22 protein-coding genes are annotated in these 22,444 nt (G+C 60.2%); 14 read left to right on the top strand and 8 right to left on the bottom strand.

The annotated features are described in order from the left end of the window. Positions 1-158: 158 nt before the first annotated feature. The 4 genes from NYP16_RS10340 (at position 159) to rsmA (ending at position 5,710) form a co-directional block, all read left to right on the top strand. Positions 159-2,390 (top strand): LPS-assembly protein LptD, encoded by a 2,232-nt coding sequence (locus tag NYP16_RS10340; RefSeq protein WP_274944060.1) that lies wholly within the window; start codon positions 159-161, stop codon positions 2,388-2,390. Between the two features lie 78 nt (positions 2,391-2,468). Continuing rightward, positions 2,469-3,797: a peptidylprolyl isomerase gene (locus NYP16_RS10335; RefSeq protein WP_274944059.1), complete on the top strand. Its 1,329-nt coding sequence runs from the start codon at positions 2,469-2,471 to the stop codon at positions 3,795-3,797. Positions 3,798-3,845: 48 nt separating this feature from the next. Next, the gene (pdxA, locus tag NYP16_RS10330; RefSeq protein WP_346742503.1) at positions 3,846-4,868 is read left to right on the top strand and encodes a 4-hydroxythreonine-4-phosphate dehydrogenase PdxA; all 1,023 of its coding nucleotides are present in this window, start codon (positions 3,846-3,848) and stop codon (positions 4,866-4,868) included. After that, complete coding sequence (rsmA, locus tag NYP16_RS10325) at positions 4,868-5,710, top strand: 16S rRNA (adenine(1518)-N(6)/adenine(1519)-N(6))-dimethyltransferase RsmA (protein ID WP_274944057.1); 843 nt, start codon at positions 4,868-4,870, stop codon at positions 5,708-5,710. Before pdxA ends, rsmA begins: the two co-directional genes overlap by 1 nt. A gap of 15 nt (positions 5,711-5,725) precedes the next feature. Here rsmA and NYP16_RS10320 read toward each other — a convergent pair whose 3' ends face one another. The 3 genes from NYP16_RS10320 to NYP16_RS10310 all read right to left on the bottom strand — a co-directional run bounded on the left by NYP16_RS10320 (position 5,726) and on the right by NYP16_RS10310 (position 8,151). Next, positions 5,726-6,445: a hypothetical protein gene (locus tag NYP16_RS10320; RefSeq protein WP_274944056.1), complete on the bottom strand. Its 720-nt coding sequence runs from the start codon at positions 6,443-6,445 to the stop codon at positions 5,726-5,728. A gap of 153 nt (positions 6,446-6,598) precedes the next feature. Next, the gene (gene gmk, locus NYP16_RS10315; RefSeq protein WP_274944055.1) at positions 6,599-7,249 is read right to left on the bottom strand and encodes a guanylate kinase; all 651 of its coding nucleotides are present in this window, start codon (positions 7,247-7,249) and stop codon (positions 6,599-6,601) included. 5 nt (positions 7,250-7,254) lie between these two features. Next, positions 7,255-8,151: a YicC/YloC family endoribonuclease gene (locus tag NYP16_RS10310; protein WP_274944054.1), complete on the bottom strand. Its 897-nt coding sequence runs from the start codon at positions 8,149-8,151 to the stop codon at positions 7,255-7,257. Between the two features lie 102 nt (positions 8,152-8,253). On the opposite strand from NYP16_RS10310, the gene NYP16_RS10305 reads away from it, so the two are divergent. Further along, the gene (locus NYP16_RS10305) at positions 8,254-9,024 is read left to right on the top strand and encodes an SDR family NAD(P)-dependent oxidoreductase (RefSeq protein WP_274944053.1); all 771 of its coding nucleotides are present in this window, start codon (positions 8,254-8,256) and stop codon (positions 9,022-9,024) included. Between the two features lie 319 nt (positions 9,025-9,343). Here NYP16_RS10305 and mltG read toward each other — a convergent pair whose 3' ends face one another. From mltG to fabD, 5 genes are all read right to left on the bottom strand, one after another. Then, a complete protein-coding gene (gene mltG / locus NYP16_RS10300; RefSeq protein ID WP_274944052.1) occupies positions 9,344-10,381 on the bottom strand; it encodes an endolytic transglycosylase MltG in 1,038 nt (345 codons plus the stop codon). Between the two features lie 83 nt (positions 10,382-10,464). Then, complete coding sequence (gene fabF / locus NYP16_RS10295; RefSeq protein ID WP_274944051.1) at positions 10,465-11,727, bottom strand: beta-ketoacyl-ACP synthase II; 1,263 nt, start codon at positions 11,725-11,727, stop codon at positions 10,465-10,467. An 84-nt stretch (positions 11,728-11,811) separates the two neighbouring features. Further along, complete coding sequence (locus NYP16_RS10290; protein WP_274944050.1) at positions 11,812-12,045, bottom strand: acyl carrier protein; 234 nt, start codon at positions 12,043-12,045, stop codon at positions 11,812-11,814. Between the two features lie 214 nt (positions 12,046-12,259). Next, entirely contained in the window at positions 12,260-12,997 is a 738-nt protein-coding gene (fabG, locus tag NYP16_RS10285) for a 3-oxoacyl-[acyl-carrier-protein] reductase (protein WP_274944049.1), read from the bottom strand. Positions 12,998-13,108: 111 nt separating this feature from the next. Then, positions 13,109-14,050: an ACP S-malonyltransferase gene (gene fabD, locus NYP16_RS10280; RefSeq protein ID WP_274944048.1), complete on the bottom strand. Its 942-nt coding sequence runs from the start codon at positions 14,048-14,050 to the stop codon at positions 13,109-13,111. Positions 14,051-14,383: 333 nt separating this feature from the next. Here fabD and rpsF point away from each other — a divergent pair, with 333 nt between their 5' ends. The 9 genes from rpsF (at position 14,384) to NYP16_RS10235 (ending at position 22,436) form a co-directional block, all read left to right on the top strand. Beyond that, positions 14,384-14,869: a 30S ribosomal protein S6 gene (gene rpsF, locus NYP16_RS10275; protein ID WP_274944047.1), complete on the top strand. Its 486-nt coding sequence runs from the start codon at positions 14,384-14,386 to the stop codon at positions 14,867-14,869. Then, the gene (gene rpsR / locus NYP16_RS10270) at positions 14,862-15,158 is read left to right on the top strand and encodes a 30S ribosomal protein S18 (protein ID WP_279347209.1); all 297 of its coding nucleotides are present in this window, start codon (positions 14,862-14,864) and stop codon (positions 15,156-15,158) included. The genes rpsF and rpsR overlap by 8 nt, the downstream gene beginning before the upstream one ends. A gap of 10 nt (positions 15,159-15,168) precedes the next feature. Then, entirely contained in the window at positions 15,169-15,729 is a 561-nt protein-coding gene (rplI, locus tag NYP16_RS10265) for a 50S ribosomal protein L9 (protein WP_274944046.1), read from the top strand. Positions 15,730-16,172: 443 nt separating this feature from the next. Further along, positions 16,173-17,678, top strand: coding sequence for a replicative DNA helicase (locus NYP16_RS10260; RefSeq protein ID WP_274944045.1), 1,506 nt, complete (start codon positions 16,173-16,175; stop codon positions 17,676-17,678). Beyond that, a complete protein-coding gene (gene alr / locus NYP16_RS10255; protein WP_274944044.1) occupies positions 17,678-18,766 on the top strand; it encodes an alanine racemase in 1,089 nt (362 codons plus the stop codon). Before NYP16_RS10260 ends, alr begins: the two co-directional genes overlap by 1 nt. A gap of 4 nt (positions 18,767-18,770) precedes the next feature. Next, positions 18,771-19,547, top strand: a complete 777-nt coding sequence (locus NYP16_RS10250) for an MlaE family ABC transporter permease (protein WP_274944043.1) — start codon at positions 18,771-18,773, stop codon at positions 19,545-19,547. Then, complete coding sequence (locus tag NYP16_RS10245; RefSeq protein ID WP_274944042.1) at positions 19,544-20,320, top strand: ABC transporter ATP-binding protein; 777 nt, start codon at positions 19,544-19,546, stop codon at positions 20,318-20,320. Before NYP16_RS10250 ends, NYP16_RS10245 begins: the two co-directional genes overlap by 4 nt. 57 nt (positions 20,321-20,377) lie before the next feature. Beyond that, the gene (gene radA, locus NYP16_RS10240; protein ID WP_274944041.1) at positions 20,378-21,748 is read left to right on the top strand and encodes a DNA repair protein RadA; all 1,371 of its coding nucleotides are present in this window, start codon (positions 20,378-20,380) and stop codon (positions 21,746-21,748) included. Between the two features lie 7 nt (positions 21,749-21,755). Next, positions 21,756-22,436, top strand: coding sequence for a CvpA family protein (locus NYP16_RS10235; protein ID WP_274944040.1), 681 nt, complete (start codon positions 21,756-21,758; stop codon positions 22,434-22,436). Positions 22,437-22,444: the final 8 nt, after the last annotated feature.

Genomic DNA, 22,444 nt, shown 5'->3' with positions numbered 1-22,444 from the left:
ATGCGTAAATCCGCATTGTGGCCCTGGCTGTCTTGCGAAACGGGCCGCATTCCAGCGATTTATTGCAGTTTGCATCATGTCGGTCAATCATCGTCACAGTCGGCCCTGCCTAAAAAAGGATTAGGCAAGCCCCCTGTTTGCCGATAAAAAGCAAGGCCATGAAGGGTAAACTCATCATCATTTCCTGGCTTGCCTCCGTTTCGACGCTGTCTCTCGCGTCGAGCTTGGCGGCTGCGCAATCCGTGCCACCCGCCGAAACCGGGGATTCCGGGGCCGTCAATGACACGCTCGGCGAAAAAGTTCCAATCGATTTCGCTGCCGATCAGCTGACCTTCGATGAAAACACCAACGTCGCTGTCGCCGAGGGCAATGTCTTTCTCAAGCGCGAGGATCGCGTCATCCATGCCGACCGGGTCATTTATGATCTGACCGAAGGCACCGTGCGGGTCGAGGGACATATCTGGGCGCGCGATAAAGACGGCAATATCCTGACCGCCGAACATCTTGTCATCAATGATGATTTCACCGCCGGCATGGTCGAGAACATCGGGCTTATCCTCAAAGACGACTCACGCTTTGCTGCCCGCCATGGAGAGCTTCAGAACGGCACCCGCACCGAGATGCATCATGCCATCTACAGCCCCTGCGCCGTGTGCAATGCCAAGGGTGAAAAGGTCACCCCGGTGTGGTCCATGCGGGCGGTCAGCGTCACCCACGATCAGGAGCGCAAGCGCGTGACCTATCGTGACGCCACCTTGAATGCCTTCGGCGTGCCGATCATGTGGACGCCCTATCTGTCGCAGCCGGACCCGAGCGTCCATTCGGCCAGCGGGCTGCTTATCCCCGATCTCGTGCATTCGAGCCAGCTCGGCTATACGATCAAGCTGCCCATCTATCTCAGGATCAGTGACGACAAGGACGCGACAGTTACGCCCTGGATGACCTCGGCGGAAGGACCGGTCCTGGCTGGCGAATATCGTCAGAATGTCGGATTTGGAAAATTCGCCGCTTCGGGCAGCATCACTCATCCGGACCAGCTGGATGATTTCGGTCTCAAAACCGGGCGCAAGACCTTTCGCGGCCATATCTTTTCAAACGGCCAGTTTGATCTCGACAGCCTGAACGAGCCTTTGGGCGGAACCTGGAGCTGGCGCTATGACGTCGGCTGGGCCAGCGATGACACCTATCTGCGCCGCTATAAAATTTCCGATACCGACACCATTCGAAGCGAAGTGGCGGTCGAACGCTTTGGCGAGCGTAGCTATGGCGCCCTGAGCGCGCTGGCCTTTCAGGGCCTGCGGGTCGAGGATATCCCCGGCCTGTCGCCCTATGCCCTGCCCATGGCGGAATATCATTACGTCAGCAAGCCCGGTCAGATGGGCGGCATCTATCGCTTTGACGCCAATGGTCTGGTTGTGACCCGGCTCGATGGCATGGACACCCGGCGCATTTCCACCGGCGGCAGCTGGGAATTGCCTTATGTGGGTGAATCGGGCTCGGTCTATACCCTTGGCGCCAGCATTCGCGGCGACATCTATAATGTTTCGGATTCGAACAGACCGACTGGCTCCGCCTATTCCGGGCAGGACGGCACCATAGGCCGCGTGCTGCCCCAGCTGCGCCTTGAATGGCGTCTGCCCATGGTCAAGGAAGGCCGCAGCACCCGCCAGACCCTTGAACCGATCGTGGCCTTTGTCGGCTCGCTCAATGCCGGCAACCCGTTGGCGATCCCGAACGAAGACAGCCGCCTGATCGGGTTCGACGATACCAATCTGTTCGACTCGAATCGCTTCATGGGGCTTGATCGCTGGGAAACCGGATCGCGCTTTGACTATGGCCTGCGCTATGGCATCGAAAGCAACAAGCTGTCAGCCCGGTTCCTGATCGGGCAAAGCTACAGATTCTATGATGACAGCAAGATACCAGCCAGCAGCGGTCTTGGTGGGCATTGGTCCGATGTCGTCGGCCGGGCCGAGGTGTCCTACGGCGATTATGTGAACCTGATCTATCGCCTGCGCCTGCACGGCCAAAGCTTTGCGCTCCGCCGCAATGAGGTCGACGCCATCATCGGGCCGAAAAAGTTCAAGGTCACCCTTGGATATCTCGATATGCCGCTCGGGGCCGATGACTTCAACACCCAGATTCCGCTCGTCAAGCGGGAGGAACTCCGGGGGGGGGCGATCTATAATTTCGCCCAATATTGGAGCCTGTCGGGAAACATCGTCCACAATCTTGCGAACAACACCAATATTTCCGGACGGGCCGGAATCATATACGAAGATGAATGCCTGCGTTTTGGCGTATTTTACGATAGAAGCAATACCACCGACCGCGATATTCGACCTGAAACCACCATTCTGCTCAAGATCGCACTCAAGAACTTGGGTTGAGCCTGCGGAATGGGCTATAGTCGCCAGCCGGAAAACGCATATGATGCGGACAGAAAGCTTTTGAGAGAGAGTAGAGACGTGACAGTGAGTTACCGCAGTGTGGTCCGCCCGCGTGACATGCGTCCAAGCCTTGACCGAGGTCAGGTGAAGACCATGGCCCGCCTCTTTCTTGTGATCGGCGGCTTGATGACCATCGCCCCCGGCGCCATGGCGCAAGCACGCAATCCCAACGTCCAGAAGATCGAAGCCGTGGTCAATGACCAGGTGGTTTCGGCCTATGACGTGGATCAGCGCGTCAACCTGCTGCTGGCTTCGGTCAGCGCCCAGATCTCGCCTGAACAAAAAATGATGCTACGCCGTCAGGCGTTGCAGAACCTTATTGATGAACGGCTTGAGCTGCAGGAAGCAAAGCATTACGACCTTGTGATCTCGGAAGAAGAAGCCAACGAAACCGTCGCTGCGATCGCCCAGCAATATAATATGAACCAAGCTCAGTTCGCCGACTATCTGGCGAAATCCGGAGCGAGCATCGATGCGCTGAAACAGCAGCTCAAGGCTGAGCTTGCCTGGAACCGCCTGGTGCGCGGCCGCTTCCGTCAGCAGATCGAAGTCAGCGAAGAAGATGTTCAGGCCCAGATCGACCGCATGAAGCAGACGGTCGGACAGAGCGAATATCAGGTCTCGGAAATCTTCCTTCTGGTCGATACCCCGGCCAAGGAAGAGGAAGCCCGCATCACCGCCGAACGTATCGAGGGGCAGCTGAAACAGGGCGTGCCGTTCAATGTGATGGCCCGCCAGTTCTCCGAAGCGCCGACGGCGGCTGTCGGTGGTGATCTCGGCTGGGTCCAGCAGGGTCAGCTTGCGCCCGAAGTCGATCAGGCCATCCTCACGATGCGTCCGAACGAAATCTCGGCGCCGATCCGCACCGCGAACGGCTTTTACGTTGTTCAGCTGAAAGAGCGCCGCAAGGTGCTGACGCCGGATGCAAGCGACGAACGACTGACGCTGCAACAGGCGATCTATAATAAACATCCCGGTGAGACCGCCGAAAGCGCCTCAGCCCGCATCACCAAGGCGCTGGCTGGCGTCAAATCCTGCGCGGATCTGACCACTGCCGCCAAGATTGGCGCGCAGGATATCAATAAGGTCGGCACCGTCCGCTTGGGCGATCTGCCGCCGATGGTTCAGTCAGCGGTCGAAAAAGTCGAGGTGGGCAAGCATAGTGCGCCCGTCGATACGCCCGAAGGATTCCGGGTGCTGTTTGTCTGCGAGCGCGTCATGCCTGAAAGCAAGATGCCGAGCAACGAGCAGGTTTCCGAATCCATGAGCCAGCAGCGGCTGTCGCTGATGTCGCGTCGCTATCTGCGCGATCTGCGCCGCGACGCTATTATCGACATCCGCGGTTAAGCTTTGCGGCCTCCCGCGCGCTTACGCGGGAGGCTCGGGTGATGTGAGGTGGTTGCTATGAAAAGACCTCTGGCTGTCACCATGGGCGAACCTGCGGGAATCGGGCCGGAGCTTGTGCTTAAAGCCTGGCTTGAGCGGGATCGCCCAAAGACTGCGCGGCCATTTTATGTGATCGCGCCACCCGCCTTGCTGAGGGAACTTGCGGTGACGCTCGGTCTCCCTTGCCCGATCGAGGTGATCGCGACGCCGGATCAGGCGGCCTCTGTCTTTGACCGCGCCCTCCCCGTGATCGCCCTTGATCTCGGCTATGTTGCGGTCACGTCCGGCAAGCCATCACCGGCCACGGGACGCGCTGTGATCGCCTCCATCGAGATGGCGGTTCAGCATGTGAAGGCTGGTCTAGCCGCCGCCGTTGTGACCAATCCCATTCAGAAATCCGCACTTTATGACGCCGGGTTCAAGCATCCGGGCCATACGGAATTCCTCGCCGCCCTTTGTGCTGACCAGGGCATCGAGCCGTTGCCGGTCATGATGCTGGCGGTGCCCGAGCTGAAAGTGGTGCCGCTTACGGTGCATATTCCGTTGTCTGACGTGGCCAAAACCTTGACCGCCGATCATGTGGTGGCGGTCGGACGCATTGTGGCGGCGGCGCTCAAACGTGATTTCGCCATCGCCGAACCGCGTCTCGCCATCGCCGGGCTCAACCCCCATGCGGGCGAGGATGGGCGCATCGGGCGGGAGGAACAGACCATTCTGGCTCCGGCGATCGCCCGCTTGCAGGCCGAGGGCATAACGGTCATCGGCCCCCTGTCGGCCGATGCCATGTTCCATGCCAAGGCCCGGGCGCGTTATGACGTGGCCTTGTGTGGCTATCATGATCAGGCGCTGATCCCTTTGAAAACCATTGATTTCGACCATGGCGTCAATGTCACGCTCGGGCTGCCGATCATCCGCACATCGCCGGACCACGGCACCGCGCTTGATCTCGCGGGCCAGGGTATCGCCAGCGCCCTAAGCCTGATCGCCGCCATGCGCATGGCCGATGACATGGCAAACGCCCGAGGATTTTGATGACTGAAGATACTCTGCCGCCGTTGCGTGAGGTGATTGCCCGCCATGGCCTCGACGCGCGCAAAAGCCTGGGGCAGAACTTCCTGCTCGATCTCAATCTGACGCGGCGCATTGCGCGCGGTGCGGGGGATCTGGCGGACGTCACCGTCTATGAAGTCGGCCCCGGACCGGGCGGGCTTACGCGTGGGCTGTTGATGGAAGGCGCCGCCCATGTGATCGCGGTCGAACTCGATCGCCGCGCCGTGGCCGCACAAAGTGACATTGCCGCAGCCTACCCCGGCCGCCTGACGGTGATCGAGGGCGACGCGCTCGCGATGAATGAACGGGAGCTGATGGCCGGGAAGACGGCCGTCAAGGTGGTGGCCAACCTGCCCTATAATGTCGGCACCGCGCTATTGGTCAAATGGCTGACGGCGGAGCCCTGGCCGTCCTGGTTCCAGTCCTTGACGCTGATGTTTCAGCGCGAAGTGGCCGAACGCATCGTCGCCGAGCCGCGATCCAAGGAATATGGACGGCTGAGCGTGCTGGCGCAGGCCCGGGCGACCGCGAAGATCCTGTTCGACGTGCCGCGCACGGCCTTTGTGCCGCCGCCCAAGATCACGTCCTCCGTCGTCCATCTGGTGCCGAAAGACTGGCCCGCCGACGGCCCCTCGATCCGGTCGCTTGAACGGGTGACAGCGGCAGCTTTCGGCCAGCGGCGCAAGATGCTGCGGGCGAGCCTCAAATCCCTTGGCCGTGATCCGCTGCCCTTGCTGGCCGCCGCCGGACTGCCAGAAACCGCCCGCGCCGAGGAAATCGACGTGGCCGGTTTCCTCAGGCTGGCGAAAGCGCTTGAGGCTTGACGGGCCGAAAGCTCCTCAAATCCTGGTGGTTTTCTGCAGCACCAATCTTTGCCGGGCCTGGCGGATGCTGGCCAAGGCGATCAGTCCGAAGATAAAGAGGGCCGTCGTCAAGGGCTCGCTGGTCACGATGACGTCGAGAGACGTGATGTGGCCGACGATAATATGTTCAATCGTCGTGGTGCCGGGCGTAAGGATCAGGTAGGCAAAGTTTTTCACGGGGAAATCCGCGAGGTCGAGACTTGTTGGCGGGTCAAAGGACGTCACCGTCCCCCCGTCCAAGAGATCGGCAAAGATTTTTTCCAGGGTAATAGCAAAATTGCCGCAATGTGTGACCGTGCAACCGGTAATCAGATAACCGTCAGCATAGCCCCCTGGGTATGGTTCATTATCAAGAACCTCCATGCCGGGATAAAAACCCGGAAGCCCAAGCGTGCCGGATGCCGAAAGAGAGCCGACCGTGAAATGCCAGCCCGCATCCGCCACTTGCCAGTAATATTTAGTCACTCCGGGAGTGGTATAACTTACCAAAGGTGGCAGGGTATAAAATAACGACCCGGTGACCACATCACCGTTACTCACCCCCGGCATGACCGGATAGGAATTATACGGGCCATTATCGGTGATGATCGCCGTAAAATTGATGGTGACCACCGTAGCCTGTGCCGGGGCTTTGAAGAAAGCCGCGACGGATAGCAAAAGTACAAAAACAAACAGCTGTAAGCGGACAGCAGTCATAGCCCCTCCCAATATCAGATGCATTTGGATGACCGTTACGTCATGCAAATACTGGGCCTCGGCAGAGGCCGGGAGAAAGGTCTATTTTTTCAATGAGATGGAATCTACGACCCTGGGCGGTGTGTCTGAAATTGTAAGAATTTTCGACGGATTTCAGCCAAGCCCAGCCATGAGATCACGCACGAAGGGCACAAGCCCGGCCTGACGGTCGCGTTTCAGACGTTCGGCATGCAGAATAGCGCGGATCTGGCTCAGGGCCTGGGTGAGATCCGAATTGATGACCACATAGTCATATTCGGCCCAGTGGCTGATTTCATCGGTGGCCTTGGACATGCGAAGCGCGACCACCTCGGGGCTGTCCTGCCCGCGTCCCTGAAGACGGCGCGCCAATTCCTCCGCCGACGGCGGCAGGATGAACACGCGCACCAGATCCTTCGGCATCTTTTGCGCCAGTTGCTGGGTACCCTGCCAGTCGATATCGAACAGCACATCACGACCGGTGTTCAGTGTCGCCTCGACTTCCGCCGCCGGGGTGCCGTAGCAATTGCCGAACACCTTGGCATATTCCAGAAAGCCGTCAGCCTCGATCTTGGCGTCGAAGGTCGCCTGATCGACGAAATGATAATGCTCGCCATCGATCTCCCCCGGACGCGGCAGCCGCGTGGTGGTTGAAATCGACATGTTGAGGCTGCCCGTTTCCTCGTCGAGCAGAAGCCGCGACAGCGTGGATTTGCCCGCGCCCGACGGCGAAGACAGGACGAACATCAAACCACGACGGGCGGCAGCAACATTGGCATGGGGCATCACGACTACTCGATATTCTGGATTTGCTCGCGGAACTGGCCGATGACGTTTTTCAGCTCAAGCCCGATGCGGGTCAGTTCAAGATCAGCCGATTTCGAACAGAGGGTGTTGGCCTCGCGGTTGAATTCCTGGGCCAGGAAATCGAGCTTGCGGCCGACCGGCTCCTTTTCCGCCAGCAGCAGACGCGCAGCCGCCACATGACCGCGCAGACGGTCCAGTTCCTCGCGCACATCGGCTTTTGATGCGAGCAGCGCCACTTCCTGCGCGAGACGCTCAGGGGCGATGCCCTGCACGTCGGCGACAAAATCGGCCACGCGGAGAAAGAAGCGCTCCTTGAGGGCGGCGGGTTGCAGGGCGGCTGAGGCGGCGGCTTCGGCCGTCAGGGCCTCGATCCCGTTCACCTGCGCGGTGATCACGGGGGTCAGGGCCGCGCCTTCTTCAAGCCGGTGCTTCTGGAGGGCGGAGACCGCTGCTTCGAAACTTTTCAACAAGGCGGCGTCACGGGCCTGACGCTCATCCTCATCCAAGAGCGCGCCGAGATTTTCAACCACGCCCGGAATGGCCATGAGGCCGTCGAGACTTGCGGGAGCGATGCCATCCTCGGCCACCCGGCTCGCCACTTCCATCAGGACCTTGAGCGCGGGTTCATTGACGCTGATCCCCGCCGCCGAGCCAAGGGCGCGGGTTTGCAGGCTGATGGTCACACTGCCCCGGCTGATGCGGGCGGACAGGCGACGGCGCAGCTCGATTTCAAGGGCGTCAAAGCCTGCGGGCAGACGGCAACGCAGCTCGAAATTCTTGCCATTGACGCTTTTGATTTCCCAGGTCCAGGAAATGCCGCCGGCGCTGGCCGCGAACTGGCCGTCTGTGCGGGCGAAGCCCGTCATGCTGGAAATGGTCATCGGGTTCCCACTCTGCTTGCCGATTGATCCGGTTGTTATATAGGATCAGCTTCGATCTGCAAATGCGACAGTCAGATAACAAGCCGGGATAAGGGATAAAGCATGCGCAATCCGCGAGCCATATTGATCACAGGCGCCTCAAGCGGCATCGGCGCGGCGCTGGCCCGGACCTATGCGCGGCCGGACGTGACCCTGTTTCTCGGCGGGCGCGATGCCGAGCGGCTTGCAACTGTGGCGGCGGAGGTGCGGGCGCTCGGGGCCTATGTGCATCAGACCTGCCTGGATGTGACCGACAAAGCGGCCATGAGCGACTGGATTCGGGCGAGTGACGCCATTGCTCCGCTTGATCTGGTGATTGCCAATGCCGGGGTGTCTTATGGCCTCAAAACTGGTGACGATCTGGCTGAGCATGTTGAGCGCACCTTTGCCGTCAATGTGGATGGGGTGTTTCACACCATCCATCCGGCCATCGACGTCATGCGGTCGCGCGGTGCCGGACAGATCGCCATCATGGCGTCGCTTGCGGGCTTTACCGGGCTACCGAGTTCGCCCGCCTATTCGACCAGCAAGGCAACCGTCAAAGCTTATGGGGAGGCCATGCGCGGCTTTCTGCGGCCCTATGGGATCGAGGTTTCAGTCATCTGCCCGGGCTTTATCATCAGTCCGATGACGGCGCGCAATCCGTTTCCCATGCCGTTCCTCATGAGCGACAGCAAAGCCGCCGGGATCATGGTCGCCGGGCTGGCGAAAAACAAAGCACGGATCGCCTTTCCGCTGCCCATGCTGGCCGCCGTGCGGCTGGCGCAACTGCTGCCGGCAGCTTGGGTTGATTTCCTGTTCTCGCAGCTTCCGGCGAAGGATCGATCGTCGTGAGGGCTTGGCGGGTGGCGAGATGGATACGCGGGTCAAGCCCGCGTATGACAGGGTTTTCTGTAGTGAGTGTCATGGCCTGGCTTGACCCGCGGCTGTCTGGATAAATACCCACACACCGTTCGCCCTGAGGAGCCCGTAAGGGCGTCTCGAAGGGCGGGGTCACGCGAGCCAGGTGCTTCGGAGACAGCCCCTTGGCAGGGGCTTCCTCAGCACGAGCGGGGTTGGATGGGGGCGGCTTGGGTACGCGGGTCAGGCCCGCGTATGACAGAGTAGTGCGTAACTATTGTCATTACCGGTAATGACAATTTGATAAGCCTAATCAGCGACGGGATTTTTTCTTTTTTGGCTCGGTTTTTTTGACCACCGGTGGCGGTGGTGCGTCGGGGTCTTCGCCGCGTTCGATTTTGCGCCAGCGGACCACGTTGCGGTTGTGCTGGTCGAGGGTTTCGGCGAACAGGTGGCCGCCGGTGCCGTCGGCGACGAAAAAGAGGTCCTGACCGGAGGCCGGCGTCACCACGGCGCGGAGCGCGTCGCGGCCGGGGTTGGCGATAGGGCCCGGCGGCAGGCCGTTTACGGCATAGGTGTTGTAGGGCGTCGGCGTATCGAGATCGGCGCGGGTCAGGGGGCGGGCGAGCGGGCCGCCGCCAGTGATGCCATAAATCACTGTCGGGTCGGATTGCAGCCGCATGCCGAGCTTCAGGCGATTGAGGAACACGGCGGCAACGCGCGGCCGTTCTCCGGCGATGCCGGTTTCCTTTTCGACGATGGAGGCGAGCACCACAAGTTCGGCCGGGCTTTTGAGCGGGAAATCCAACGGCCTTGCGCCCCAGGCCCCGTCAAGCGCACGGGTCATGGCAGCTTTCATGCGGCCAACAACGGCCTCCCGGTTTTCGCCATAGGTGTAGAAATAGGTTTCAGGCAACAACGTGCCGTCGGCCGGAATGGTCGTCACCTGACCGTCGAGAAGTGGTGCAGCATTCAGCAGGGCGACGATCTCGCGGCTCGACAGGCCTTCGGGGAACGTCAGGCGGTGCTGGATGACCTTGCCGGATTCGAGAATGCGCAGAACATCGGTCAGGCTCGTATGGGGCGGGATCAGATATTCGCCGAATTTCAATCCGGCTCCGTTGCCCTTGGCGCGGCTCAGAACCATGAACATCCAGGCGTTGCGGCTCACGCCCGCATCGCGGAGGGCGGTGGACGTCGCCCGCAAGCCCGCGCCCTTTGGAATGATCACCACGCGTTCAGTGCTGAGCGGCCCCGGCATGGTCACGCCGCGATAAACATAAGTCCCCGCCCCGGCCAACAAGCCGAGCAGAACCAGAGCAACCACGACATACCAGGGAATACGCAACATCGAAAATATCTGTGACAAATAAGAACGCCGCCCCGGCTCCGGCGCTGTTTCCGGGTCCGGGGCGGCGTTGCCATTCATTATGATCAGACCTTGGCCATGATCAGGGATGCATTGGTGCCGCCAAAGCCGAACGAGTTCGACATGGCGATCTTGACCTCGCGTTTCTTGGCCACCAACGGCACGAGATCGAGATCGGCGCAGACATCCTCAGGCTCATTGAGATTGAGGGTCGGCGGCACAATGCCGTCACGCATGGCCAGCATGCAGAAAATGGATTCGGTCGATCCGGCCGCACCCAAAAGATGGCCGATGGCCGATTTGGTCGAGGACATGGAAATCTTGTCCATGGCATTGCCAAAGAGACGCTTCACCGCGCCGGCTTCGATTTCGTCGCCGAGCGGCGTCGAGGTGCCATGGGCGTTGATATAGTCCACATCCGACACGTCGATGCCAGCCCGCTTCAGGGCGGCGCGCATGGCGCGGAAGCCGCCGCTGCCGCTCGATTCCGGGGCGGTCACGTGATAGGCATCGCCCGACAGGCCATAGCCGATGATTTCGGCATAAATCTTGGCCCCGCGACGCTTCGCATGTTCATATTCTTCAAGCACGACAATCCCGGCGCCTTCGCCGATGACGAAACCGTCACGGCCTTTGTCCCACGGACGGGAGGCTGCGGTCGGGTTGTCGTTGTAACTGGTGCTGAGCGCCTTGGCCTGGGCAAAGCCCGCAACGCCCACGGGGCAGATCGCCGCTTCCGTCCCGCCTGCGACCATGACATCGGCGTCATCAAGCGCGATCAGACGCGCCGCATCGCCAATGGCGTGGGCGCCGGTGGCGCAAGCGGTCACAACCGAATGGTTCGGACCCTTGAAGCCATAGCGGATGGACACATGGCCCGAAACGAGATTGATCAGACGGCCCGGAATGAAATGCGGGCTGACCCGGCGCGGACCGTTCAGGTACAGATTGACGGCTTCTTTTTCGATTCCCGGCAAACCACCGATGCCCGAACCGATCAGAACGCCGGTGCGTTCCTGCGATTCTTCGTCGGTCGGGGTCCAGCCGGAATCCTGCACGGCCTGCATGGCGGCAGCGACACCGAAAATGATGAATTCATCGACGCGGCGTTGCTCCTTCGGTTCCATCCAGAGATCCGGATTGAAGGTGCCGTTCGTGCCGTCGCCGTATTTGACTTCGCAGGCAACACGAGAGCTGTAGTTCGTGGCATCGAATTTGGTGATGTTTCCAGCCCCTGACTGACCGGCAATCAGCCGCTTCCAGGTCTCTTCAACACCGCACGCGAGTGGCGTGACAAGTCCCAATCCGGTGACGACTACTCGTCTCATCCTGTTTTCCCGTCTTAACTATATAACAAGTAGGAAGCGAATGCCTGACCGCAATGGGTCAGGCATCAATACCAAAGCTTAAAATCAAGCGCTTTTGGAAATGTGATCAATCGCGTCTTTGACGGTGTTGATCTTTTCGGCCGCGTCATCCGGAATTTCGATGCCGAATTCTTCTTCGAACGCCATCACGAGCTCGACAGTGTCGAGGCTGTCGGCGCCGAGATCATCGACGAAACGGGCTTCATCGGTCACCTTCGCTTCGTCCACACCGAGGTGGTCGATGACGATCTTTTTCACGCGTGCAGCGATATCCGACATGATGTTGTCCTTAAAGTGTTCGTTGTTGACGTCCCGACAAAGCTTCTATCATCGGCCTTATCGGTAAATTTCCTGAGACTTTTGAAAGCGTTAGTCTTTCAGTATCAGCCCCGTCTCTCTATATAGGCAGCGGGTTGGTAGCACAGTTTTATCCTTTTGACCAGCAATCGGCAATGTCAGAGATACTCTTCTGCACAACCATATTCAGCTGACCTCAGATCATGACCATTCCGCCATTGATATGAAGGGTCTGGCCGGTGACATATCCGGCCTCGGAGCTTGCGAGATAGAGCACGCCCGCCGCGATATCCTCGGGCGACCCGAGCCGATCAAGCGGAATACCGGTCAGCAGCCGGGCTTTCTGATCGGCGGTCAGAACGTCGGTCATGGGGGTTTCGATGAAGCCAGGCGCAACGCAATTCACCGTGATCCCGCGCGACGCCACTTCCTGGGCCAGCGACTTTGACATGCCGATGATGCCAGCCTTGGCGGCAGCATAATTGGCCTGCCCCGGATTGCCGGTCACGCCGACGATCGAGGTGATATTGATGATGCGGCCAAAGCGCCGTTTCATCATGCCGCGCATGGCCCCCTGGGACAGTTTAAAGGTCGACTTGAGATTGACCGACAGAACCTGATCCCAATCGTCATCTTTCAGCCGGAGAGCCAGATTGTCGCGGGTGATCCCGGCGTTGTTGACCAGAATATCGAGCGAACCGAGGGCCGCTTCCGCCTCCCCAATCAGGTTCGCGACTTGCTCCGGATCGCCAAGATTGCAGGGGGTTACAAAAACACCCTCACCCATTTCCTGAGCCAGAGCTTCGAGCGCCTCGCGGCGGGTGCCGGAGATGGCGACCTTCGCGCCCCTGGCATGGAGCGCTTTGGCGATCGCCTGGCCAATGCCGCCGGACGCTCCGGTAACGAGCGCCCCTTTGCCGGTGAGATCGAACATGATGTGTCCTCTGTTTTAGTAACCGTCATTCCCGCGCATGCGGGAATCCAGCTTCTTGAAAGTTTAAGTCCTGGATCCCCGCGTTCGCGGGGATGACAATTATAATGATTTTTACAGCGATTTCGCGAAAGCTTCGATGTCGGCCGCCGTTTGCAGCGACAGGCCCTGAACCCGGCCGTCAATGCGTTTTGCAAGGCCAGTCAGGACTTTACCCGCGCCAAGTTCAACCGCCGTGGTAACGCCAAGATCGGCCAGCGCAATGACGCTTTCACGCCAGCGCACGACACCGGTCACCTGCTCCACCAGAAGCTGACGGATGCGGGCGGCATCGCGTTCGGGCGCGGCGGTGACATTGGCGATGAGCGGCACCACCGGCGACAGGATTTTCACGCTGGCGAGGGCTTCGGCCATGGCCTCGGCGGCCGGTTGCATCAGCGCGCAATGGAACGGTGCGCTCACCGCCAGCAGCATGGCGCGCTTGGCGCCCCGGCCCTTGGCGATTTCGACCGCGCGTTCGACGGCGGCTTTATGGCCGCTGACGACCACCTGACCCGGCGCATTATCATTGGCGGCGGCGCAGACTTCACCCTGAGCCGCCTCGGCCGCGACTTCACGCGCCACATCAAGATCAAGACCGAGAAGCGCCGCCATGGCGCCCACGCCCACCGGAACGGCTTTCTGCATGGCCTGCCCGCGCAGTTTCAGCAACCGGGCGGTATCGGACACCGTCAAGGCCCCGGCGGCGGCCAGTGCCGAATACTCGCCAAGCGAATGACCGGCCACGTAGTTTGCCGTCGCGGCGAGCGAAACGCCGAATTCCTTTTCCAGCGAGCGGGCAACCGCAAGGCTCACCGCCATCAACGCGGGCTGGGCGTTTTCGGTCAGCACCAGATCGGATTCGGGGCCTTCGAACATGAGCTGGGTCAGATTCTGGCCGAGGGCGTCATTGACCTCCTCGAAAACCTCGCGGGCGGCGGCGAGACTTTCGGCAAGCTCCTTGCCCATGCCGACGAATTGGCTGCCCTGCCCCGGAAAGGTGAAAGCCCGTGTCATATCAAGTCCCCGTTATCGTGAAAGAGTAAGGTCGTGGCAGCCCTGCCAGATAAAGGCCCGGATTGAGGCCCAGATTCTGGCCATCAAATACCGCCTGAATACAGCCTGTCAAGCGGCCCTTGCCCTGGGTCTTGTCTATCATCTTGTCTCCGGGGCGGATTCATGTATAACTGCGGCCCTCGCACAGTGCTTTTTCTTCCGCCCTGGTAAGCAGACCTGGGCGGTTTTTATGGTGAACGCCAGCGACCCGTTAGATCATGGTCAGTTAAATGTGCGAATTGACCGGTCGGGCAGCGTGACGATCCATAAAAATCCATAAGGAGTCACTGCAAAATGTCGTTCTATGAACATGTCGTGATCGCACGACAGGATCTTTCCGCCCAACAGGCGGAAGGTATCGCTGCTGATCTTACCAAAATTGTCGAAGACAATGGTGGCAAGGTTGTGAAGGCCGAACAATGGGGTCTTCGCAACATCGCCTACAAGATCAACAAGAATCGCAAAGGCCATTACATCATGCTGGTTCTCGACGCTCCTGGTAGCGCCGTGGCCGAGCTTGAGCGTAACGTGCGCCTGAACGAAGACATCATCCGTTACCTGACGATCCGCGTCGAAGCCGTTGAAGAAGGCCCATCGGCCGTTCTTCAGGCCAAGTTCGACCGTAGCGAGCGTGGCGACCGTGAAGGCGGTTTCCGTGGCGAGCGTGGTGAACGTAGCGACCGCGGTGATCGCGGTGACCGCCCCCGCCGTGATGGCGATCGTGGTCCCCGTCGTGACCGTCCAGCTGACGCAGTAAGCGAGGAAACCGGTAATGAGTGAGCAGAGAGAAGATCGTAAGGGTGGCGGCGCTGGCGCCGGTGCCGCTGGCGGTGCTGGTGGTCAAACCCGTCGTCCGTTCTTCCGTCGCCGTAAAACCTGCCCGTTCTCGGGTCAGGGCGCGCCGAAGATCGACTATAAGGACGTGAAGCTGCTGTCGCGCTTCATTTCCGAACGCGGCAAGATCGTGCCGAGCCGCATCACCGCGGTTTCGGCCACCAAGCAGCGTGAACTTGCACGCGCGATCAAGCGGTCGCGTATCCTGGGCCTCCTGCCCTTCGTCATTTCGTAGGAGACGTCCCATGCAAATCATTCTCTTGGAACGCGTCGAAAAGCTCGGCCAGATGGGCGATGTGGTCACGGTGAAGGACGGGTTTGCCCGTAACTTCCTGCTGCCGCGCAAAAAAGCCCTTCGCGCTACCGTAGCCAATCTGAAGCGCTTCGAATCCCAGCGTCAGGACATCGAAGCCCACAACCTCGAACGTCGCAGCGACGCTCAGGCCGCGGCTGAGAAGATCGAAGGGGCTTCGGTCACCTTGATCCGTCAGGCTGGCGAAGTCGGTCAGTTGTTCGGTTCGGTTTCGGCCCGCGATATCGCGGCTGCTCTGACCGCTTCCGGCTTCAAGGTCGACTATCATCAGGTTGTGCTCAGCCGTCCGATCAAGTCCGTCGGCATTCACGGCGTCACCGTTCAGCTTCATCCCGAAGTGAGCGTGGCCGTGAGCGTCAACGTGGCGCGTTCGGAAGCTGAAGCCGTAAACCAGGCTGCGGGCGTCGAAGCCCCGGTCAAGGAAGAAGTCGGCAACTTCTTCGAAAACGAAGGCCTCGCGCCCTCGAACTTCGAAGACGGCGTCGAACTTTAAGAAAATCCGGTTTGTCCGGTGAAAAAGGGCGGCCTTCGGGTCGCCCTTTTTGTTTTTGTGGTGATGGCAAGGACGGTGTGACGGAGAGATGGATTGCCGGGTCGAGCCCGGCAATGACACTTAGTGGTGGGGGCTTCGGGCCGACGGGTCGCCGTCTTGCGCCCTCTCACTGTCATACCCGGGCTTGACCCGGTATCCATCCGTCAAGCGGCAGTATAGCGGAGAGATGGATTGCCGGGTCAAGCCCGGCAATGACAATTGATATGGGGTGTAAGCTTCAGGTCACCGTCTTACGCCCCCTACTGTCATACCCGGGCTTGACCCGGGTATCCATCTGCCCGCCTAGTCCTTGGCTAACAGCAATGACAATCAATATGGGAAAGCTTCTAGCCGCATGTTACAAGAAGCCCTGTCCGTCGAGAGTATAAGGTTCGATCCCGCGTATGTCCGATAATGCCCGTCCTATAGTGCAGACCCTGACCCCGGATGGACCGGAGGAATATCGCACTTTGCCTCATAACCTTGAGGCGGAGCAGGCGTTGCTTGGTGCTATCCTGGTGAATAATGAGGCGGCAGGGAAGGTTCAGGACTTCCTGCTGGCCGACCATTATTTTGAGCCGGTGCATGGCCGGATTTACGAAGCGGCGCTGCGCCTGATTGATCGCGGGCAGCTTGCGACCCCCGTCACCATGAAACCATTTTTCGAACGTGACCCGGCGCTTGCCGATGTGGGCGGCGCGCAGTATCTGGCACGGCTGGCCGGGGCCGCTGTGACCATTTTGAATGCCGAGGATTACGGGCGGCTTGTTTATGACCTCGCGCTTCGCCGGGAGCTGATCACCATTGGCGAGGACATGGTGATCACCGCCTATGACTCGCCGGTCGAATCCCCGGCCACGACCCAGATCGAGGTGTCTGAACAAAAGCTGTTCGAACTCGCCGAACGCGGCCAGAAAGACGGCGGCTTCAAAACCTTCTCGCGCAGCATGACCGATGCCATTCAGGTTATCGAGGCGGCGTACAAGCGGGACGGCAAGCTGTCCGGCACCACCACCGGCTTCCGGGCCATCAACGAAAAAATCGGCGGCCTGCATCCGTCAGATCTGATCATTCTCGCCGGACGTCCGGCCATGGGCAAAACCGCGCTCGCCACCAACATCGGCTTCAACGCCGCCCTCGCCTACGCCCGCAACATGGAAGAGGGCATCGCGCCGAAGGATTCCGAGGGGGCCGTGGTCGGGTTCTTTTCGCTTGAAATGTCGGCCGATCAGCTCGCCACCCGTATTCTCGCCGAACGCTCGCGCATTCCGTCGGAAAATCTGCGGCGCGGGCAGTTGACCAAGGAACAGTTCCGCGATCTGACGCAGGCGGCGCAGGACCTCGAACGGTTGCCGTTTTATATCGATGACACGCCGCAGCTGACCATCTCGGCCCTGCGGACCCGGGCCCGGCGATTGAAGCGTCAGCATAATCTGGGGCTGGTCATCGTCGACTATCTGCAATTGCTGCGTGGCAGCGGCACCGGCGGACGGGCACCTGAAAACCGGGTGCAGGAAGTATCGGAAATCACCCGTGGTCTCAAGGGCCTGGCTAAAGAACTGTCGCTTCCGGTGATCGCCCTGTCGCAGTTGTCGCGCGGCGTCGAACAGCGCGAGGACAAACGGCCCCAGCTGTCGGACTTGCGAGAATCGGGCTCGATCGAGCAGGACGCCGATATGGTGACCTTTGTGTTCCGTGAGGAATATTATCACGCCATGAAGGAACCGGCCCTCGGCACCCCCGAACATGCCGAATGGCAGGCCAAGGGCGAATCCCTGCATGGTCTGGCCGAGTTCATCATCGGCAAACAGCGCCACGGCCCAACCGGCACTATCCGGCTGTTTTTCGAGCGGGAGACCACGCGGTTCTCCGATCTCGCCGAGGACAATTACGGGCCGGAGCCGTTCTAGTGGCGGATCTGCTGATCAATCTCGATGCTCTGAAACGCAATTACCTGAAGCTTGCCGGGATGGCTCCGGGGGCTCTCTGCGCCGCTGCGGTGAAGGCCGATGCTTATGGCATTGGTGCCGATCGCGCCGGACCTGCGCTTTGGCGGGCGGGCTGCCGGGATTTCTTTGTGGCCCATCTTGAGGAAGCCGTCGCCCTTCGTCCGCATCTGCCGAAGGCGCGCATCTATGTGCTGCATGGTCCGGCAGAGGGCGAAAGCGCGGCCTATCTGGCCCATGATCTGATCCCGGTGCTGAATTCCCTGCCCCAGATTGATATCTGGACCGCGACCGGCGGCAACCATCCGGCAGTGATCCATGTGGACACCGGCATGAACCGGCTTGGGCTTGGAACCGATGAGGTGGCCGAGCTGATTGACAATCCGGACCGGGCGCCCTTCCCCGTCGCCCTGATCATGAGCCATCTCGCTTGCGGCGATGAGCCGGGTCATGAAATGAACGCCCTGCAACAGGCGCGCTTCAGTGTGCTTGGGGAAGCCTTGCGCGATTCCCGCAAGGAGGCGATCCCGCTCAGCCTCGCCAATTCGGCCGGGGTGTTGCTTGGTGCCAACTATCATTTTGATATGCTGCGGCCGGGAATCGGGCTTTATGGCGGCAATCCTCTGACCGAGGGCGACAATCCCCTGGAGCCCGTGATCAGCCTGCAGGCTCGCGTCCTGCAAACCCGCGAGGTCCGGCCGCCCGCCGCTGTGGGCTATGGCGCGGTCTATCGGGTGAGCGGCCCGACGCAGCTTGCGACGCTGGATGTGGGCTATGCCGACGGCTTCCTCAGGGCCTTTGGCGAGGGCCGCTGGGTGCCTGAGATCGGCGGACATAAGGCCCCTATCGTCGGACGCATCTCCATGGACATGACCATCATTGATGTGAGCGCGGCGCCGCCTGAACTGGTGGCCCCCGGCATGGCCGTGCCCCTGATTGATGGCGTCGACGGCATCGATCGTGCGGCTTTGGCCACCGGTCTCAGCGCATATGAGTTGCTAACGCTCCTCGGGCACCGGTATAAGCGTAGTTATGTTGAAACAAACGGTTAGGCGCATGAATTTTCTGAGCGTCATCGGGCGGACTGTGATCGAGTTCCTGGCTTCGGCGGGACGGTTAGGCATTTTTGCCGGAACCGCCATCGCCCATGCCTTTCGACCGCCCTATTATCTGCGCCATATCGGCGCGCAGATGCTGAATATCGGCTATTACTCTCTGCCTGTGGTGGGGCTGACCGCCGTCTTCACCGGCGCGGTTCTGGCCTTGCAGATTTACGAAGGCGGGTCGCGCTTCAACGCTGAAAGCGCTGTGGCGGGAATCGTGGTCATCGGCTTTGTGCGCGAACTTGGTCCGGTGCTTGGCGGCCTTATGGTCGCCGGACGGGTCAGCGCCGCCATGGCCGCCGAGCTTGGCACCATGCGGGTGACGGAACAGATCGACGCGCTGTCGACCTTATCCACCGATCCCTATAAATATCTGATCGCGCCACGGATCATCGCCGCCACGCTGATGATGCCGCTCCTCGTGCTGGTCGCCGATGTGATCGGGGTCGCTGGCGGCTATGTGCTTGCCACCAACAAACTTGGCTTCAACCCCGGCACCTATCTCAAGACCACGGTCGATTTCCTGCATCAGGACGACGTGATTTCGGGGCTTGTCAAAGCCTGCGTGTTCGGCTTCATCATCGCGCTCATGGGCTGCTATCATGGCTTTACCAGCCGGGGTGGCGCGCAGGGTGTGGGCAAATCCACCACCGACGCCGTGGTTTCGGCCTCGATCCTGATTCTGACGTTCAATTACATTGTCACTGAACTGTTTTTCTCGACATCATGACAGAGAACCCAAAAATCAAACTTCAGGGCGTCGCCAAGCGCTTCGGCCGCAAAATCGTCCTCGATGGTGTCGACCTTGAGGTGGCGAAGGGGCAGTCGCTTGTGGTCATCGGCGGCTCGGGCTCGGGCAAGTCGGTGCTGCTCAAATGCATTCTCGGCATTCTCCGTCCGGATCACGGCCTGATGGAGATCGATGGCACTGATCTTAGCACCTTGAGCCGCAGCGAACGCCAGGCCTTCATGGGCCGGTTCGGCATGCTGTTTCAGGGCGCGGCGCTGTTTGACAGTTTGCCGGTGTGGGAAAATGTCACCTTCGGCCTGCTTGCGGCCAAGATGATTCCGCGTCGCGAAGCCCGCGACCGGGCGGTCGAGATTCTGTCGCGTGTAGGACTTGCGGCCGATGTGGCCGATCTGAACCCGGCGGAGCTTTCGGGTGGCATGCAGAAGCGTGTGGGCCTCGCCCGCGCCATCGCCGCCAATCCCGAAATCATCTTTTTTGACGAACCGACCACCGGCCTCGATCCGATCATGGCCGATGTCATCAATGACCTGATCGCCGAACGCACCCGCGAGCTTGGCGCCACCACCATCACCATCACCCATGACATGTCCAGCGTGCGCAAGATCGCCGACCGCGTGACCATGCTGTACAAGGGCAAGCTGATCTGGACCGGCGACAAGGCCGACCTTGACCATAGCGGCAATGCCTATGTGGATCAGTTCATCCATGGCCGGGCCGAGGGTCCGATCCGGATGGAAGTCTTGAAGGCCTAGTCGTATAGCGTCATTCCCGCTTGCATGGGAGCGACAAAAAGAAAAAGTGAGTTCTCCTTGGCCAAGCTAACGAAACAGTTTGTCTGCCAGTCCTGTGGCACCGTTTATGGAAAATGGGCCGGACAGTGCGATGCCTGTGGAGAATGGAACAGCATCGTCGAGGAAGTGCCGCAAGCCCCCACACCGGGCGGGCTTGCCAAGGGCGGAACCCATAAGGGGCGCGCCATTCACCTGACGGATCTGCAGGGCGAAAGTACCGAGCTGCCGCGCTATATTTCCGGCATCGGGGAATTCGACCGTGCGACCGGCGGCGGGCTGGTGCCCGGCTCCGCCGTGCTGGTAGGCGGCGATCCCGGCATTGGCAAATCGACCATCCTGTTGCAGGCGGTCAGCAAGCTCGCGGCCAAGAAGGTGCCGACGCTGTATATTTCAGGCGAAGAAGCAACCGCACAGGTGCAGATGCGGGCGCGCCGTCTTGGGCTTGAGACCTCGCCGGTGCATCTCGGGGCGGAAACCAATCTGCGGGATATTCTGGCGACGCTTGAGGCCATCCCCAACCTGGCCGTGGCGGTCATTGACTCGATCCAGACCGTCTATGCTGACAGCCTTGAATCCGCGCCCGGCACGGTGGCTCAGGTGCGCGCCTGTTCGCAGGAGCTGATCCGTTTTGCCAAACGCAGCGGCGTGGTGGTCATCATCGTCGGCCATGTGACCAAGGACGGCCAGATCGCCGGACCCCGCGTTCTGGAACATATGGTCGATACCGTGCTCTATTTCGAAGGCGAGCGCGGCCATCAGTTCCGCATCCTGCGCGCGGTCAAGAATCGCTTTGGCGGCACCGATGAAATCGGCGTGTTCGAAATGACCGATCTTGGGCTTCAGGAAGTGCCGAACCCGTCGGCCATGTTCCTCGGCAGCCGCAAATCCGATGTGAGCGGCGCTGCGGTGTTCGCCGGGATGGAGGGCACCCGCCCAGTTCTGATGGAAATTCAGGCCCTTGTGGCCCCGAGCATGCTGGGCACCCCGCGCCGGGCCGTGGTTGGCTGGGACAGTGGGCGGCTGGCCATGATCATGGCGGTGCTTGATGCCCGCTGCGGGCTTGGCCTTGGCGGCCATGACGTCTATCTCAATGTGGCGGGCGGGCTCAAGGTCACGGAGCCTGCGGCCGATCTTGCGGTGGCGGCGGCGCTTTTATCCTCCTTGTCGGGCAAGCCCTTGTCGAGCGATACTGTGGTCTTCGGCGAAATCAGCCTGTCCGGCGAAATCCGCGCCGTGACTCATGCGGCGCAGCGGCTGAAGGAGGCTGAAAAGCTTGGGTTTTCCCGTGCTATCCTGCCCGCCAATCTGAAGGGCGTGACCAGTGATGTCGACCGCAGCACAGTTGAGCATATTCAGGATCTGGCCGACCGGATCATGACCAAAGATTGAGGCGTTTATGCAAGATTTCGGCCTGACATCCTTTGATATCCTGTTCATCGTCATCGTCGGCTTGTCGATGCTGTTCGGCCTGAGTCGCGGCTTTACGGCGGCGGTGCTGAGCTTTGCAGCCTGGATCGCGGCCACGGTGCTGACGCTTTATGCGCTGCCCATCCTCCGCCCCATGGCCGGACAGTGGATCGAGACCCCGACCATTGCCGATATCATTATCATCATCACCATCGGCTTCGGCAGCCTGTTCATTTTCAAGCTGATCGCCAACAGAATCGGCGACGCCATCAAAAGCGGCATGCTTGGGCCCCTTGACCGGGTGCTCGGGGCGCTGTTCGGCTTGTTGCGCGGGGTTTTGGTCGTTACTCTGATGTTTATGATGGCGCTCTGGATTATCCCGCGCAAATCACTGCCGGACTGGATCATTCTGGCCAAAACCCGACCCATCGTCGAATATGGCGCGACCATCATTTCAAGCGTCACTCCGGCCGAGCTTGTGGAGAAAATCCGGGCTCTGGATCTCAAACTTGATACCGACGCACTGGACAGAGACGCGATCAACACTGTAAAGGATCACTTGCCGGAGCGGTCGGAGACAAAAAATTCGACCAAAACCGACAAAACCGACAAAGGATATCGTGATTCCGATCGCGAGGACCTTGATCGGCTGATCGATACGACTAAGTAACATATGTC

The sequence above is a fragment of the Govania unica genome (assembly GCF_027920805.1).
Taxonomy (GTDB): Bacteria; Pseudomonadota; Alphaproteobacteria; order Sphingomonadales; family Govanellaceae; genus Govanella; species Govanella unica.
Note: the sequence above shows the minus strand (reverse complement) of the source record. Positions and strands in the feature narration are given on the sequence as shown.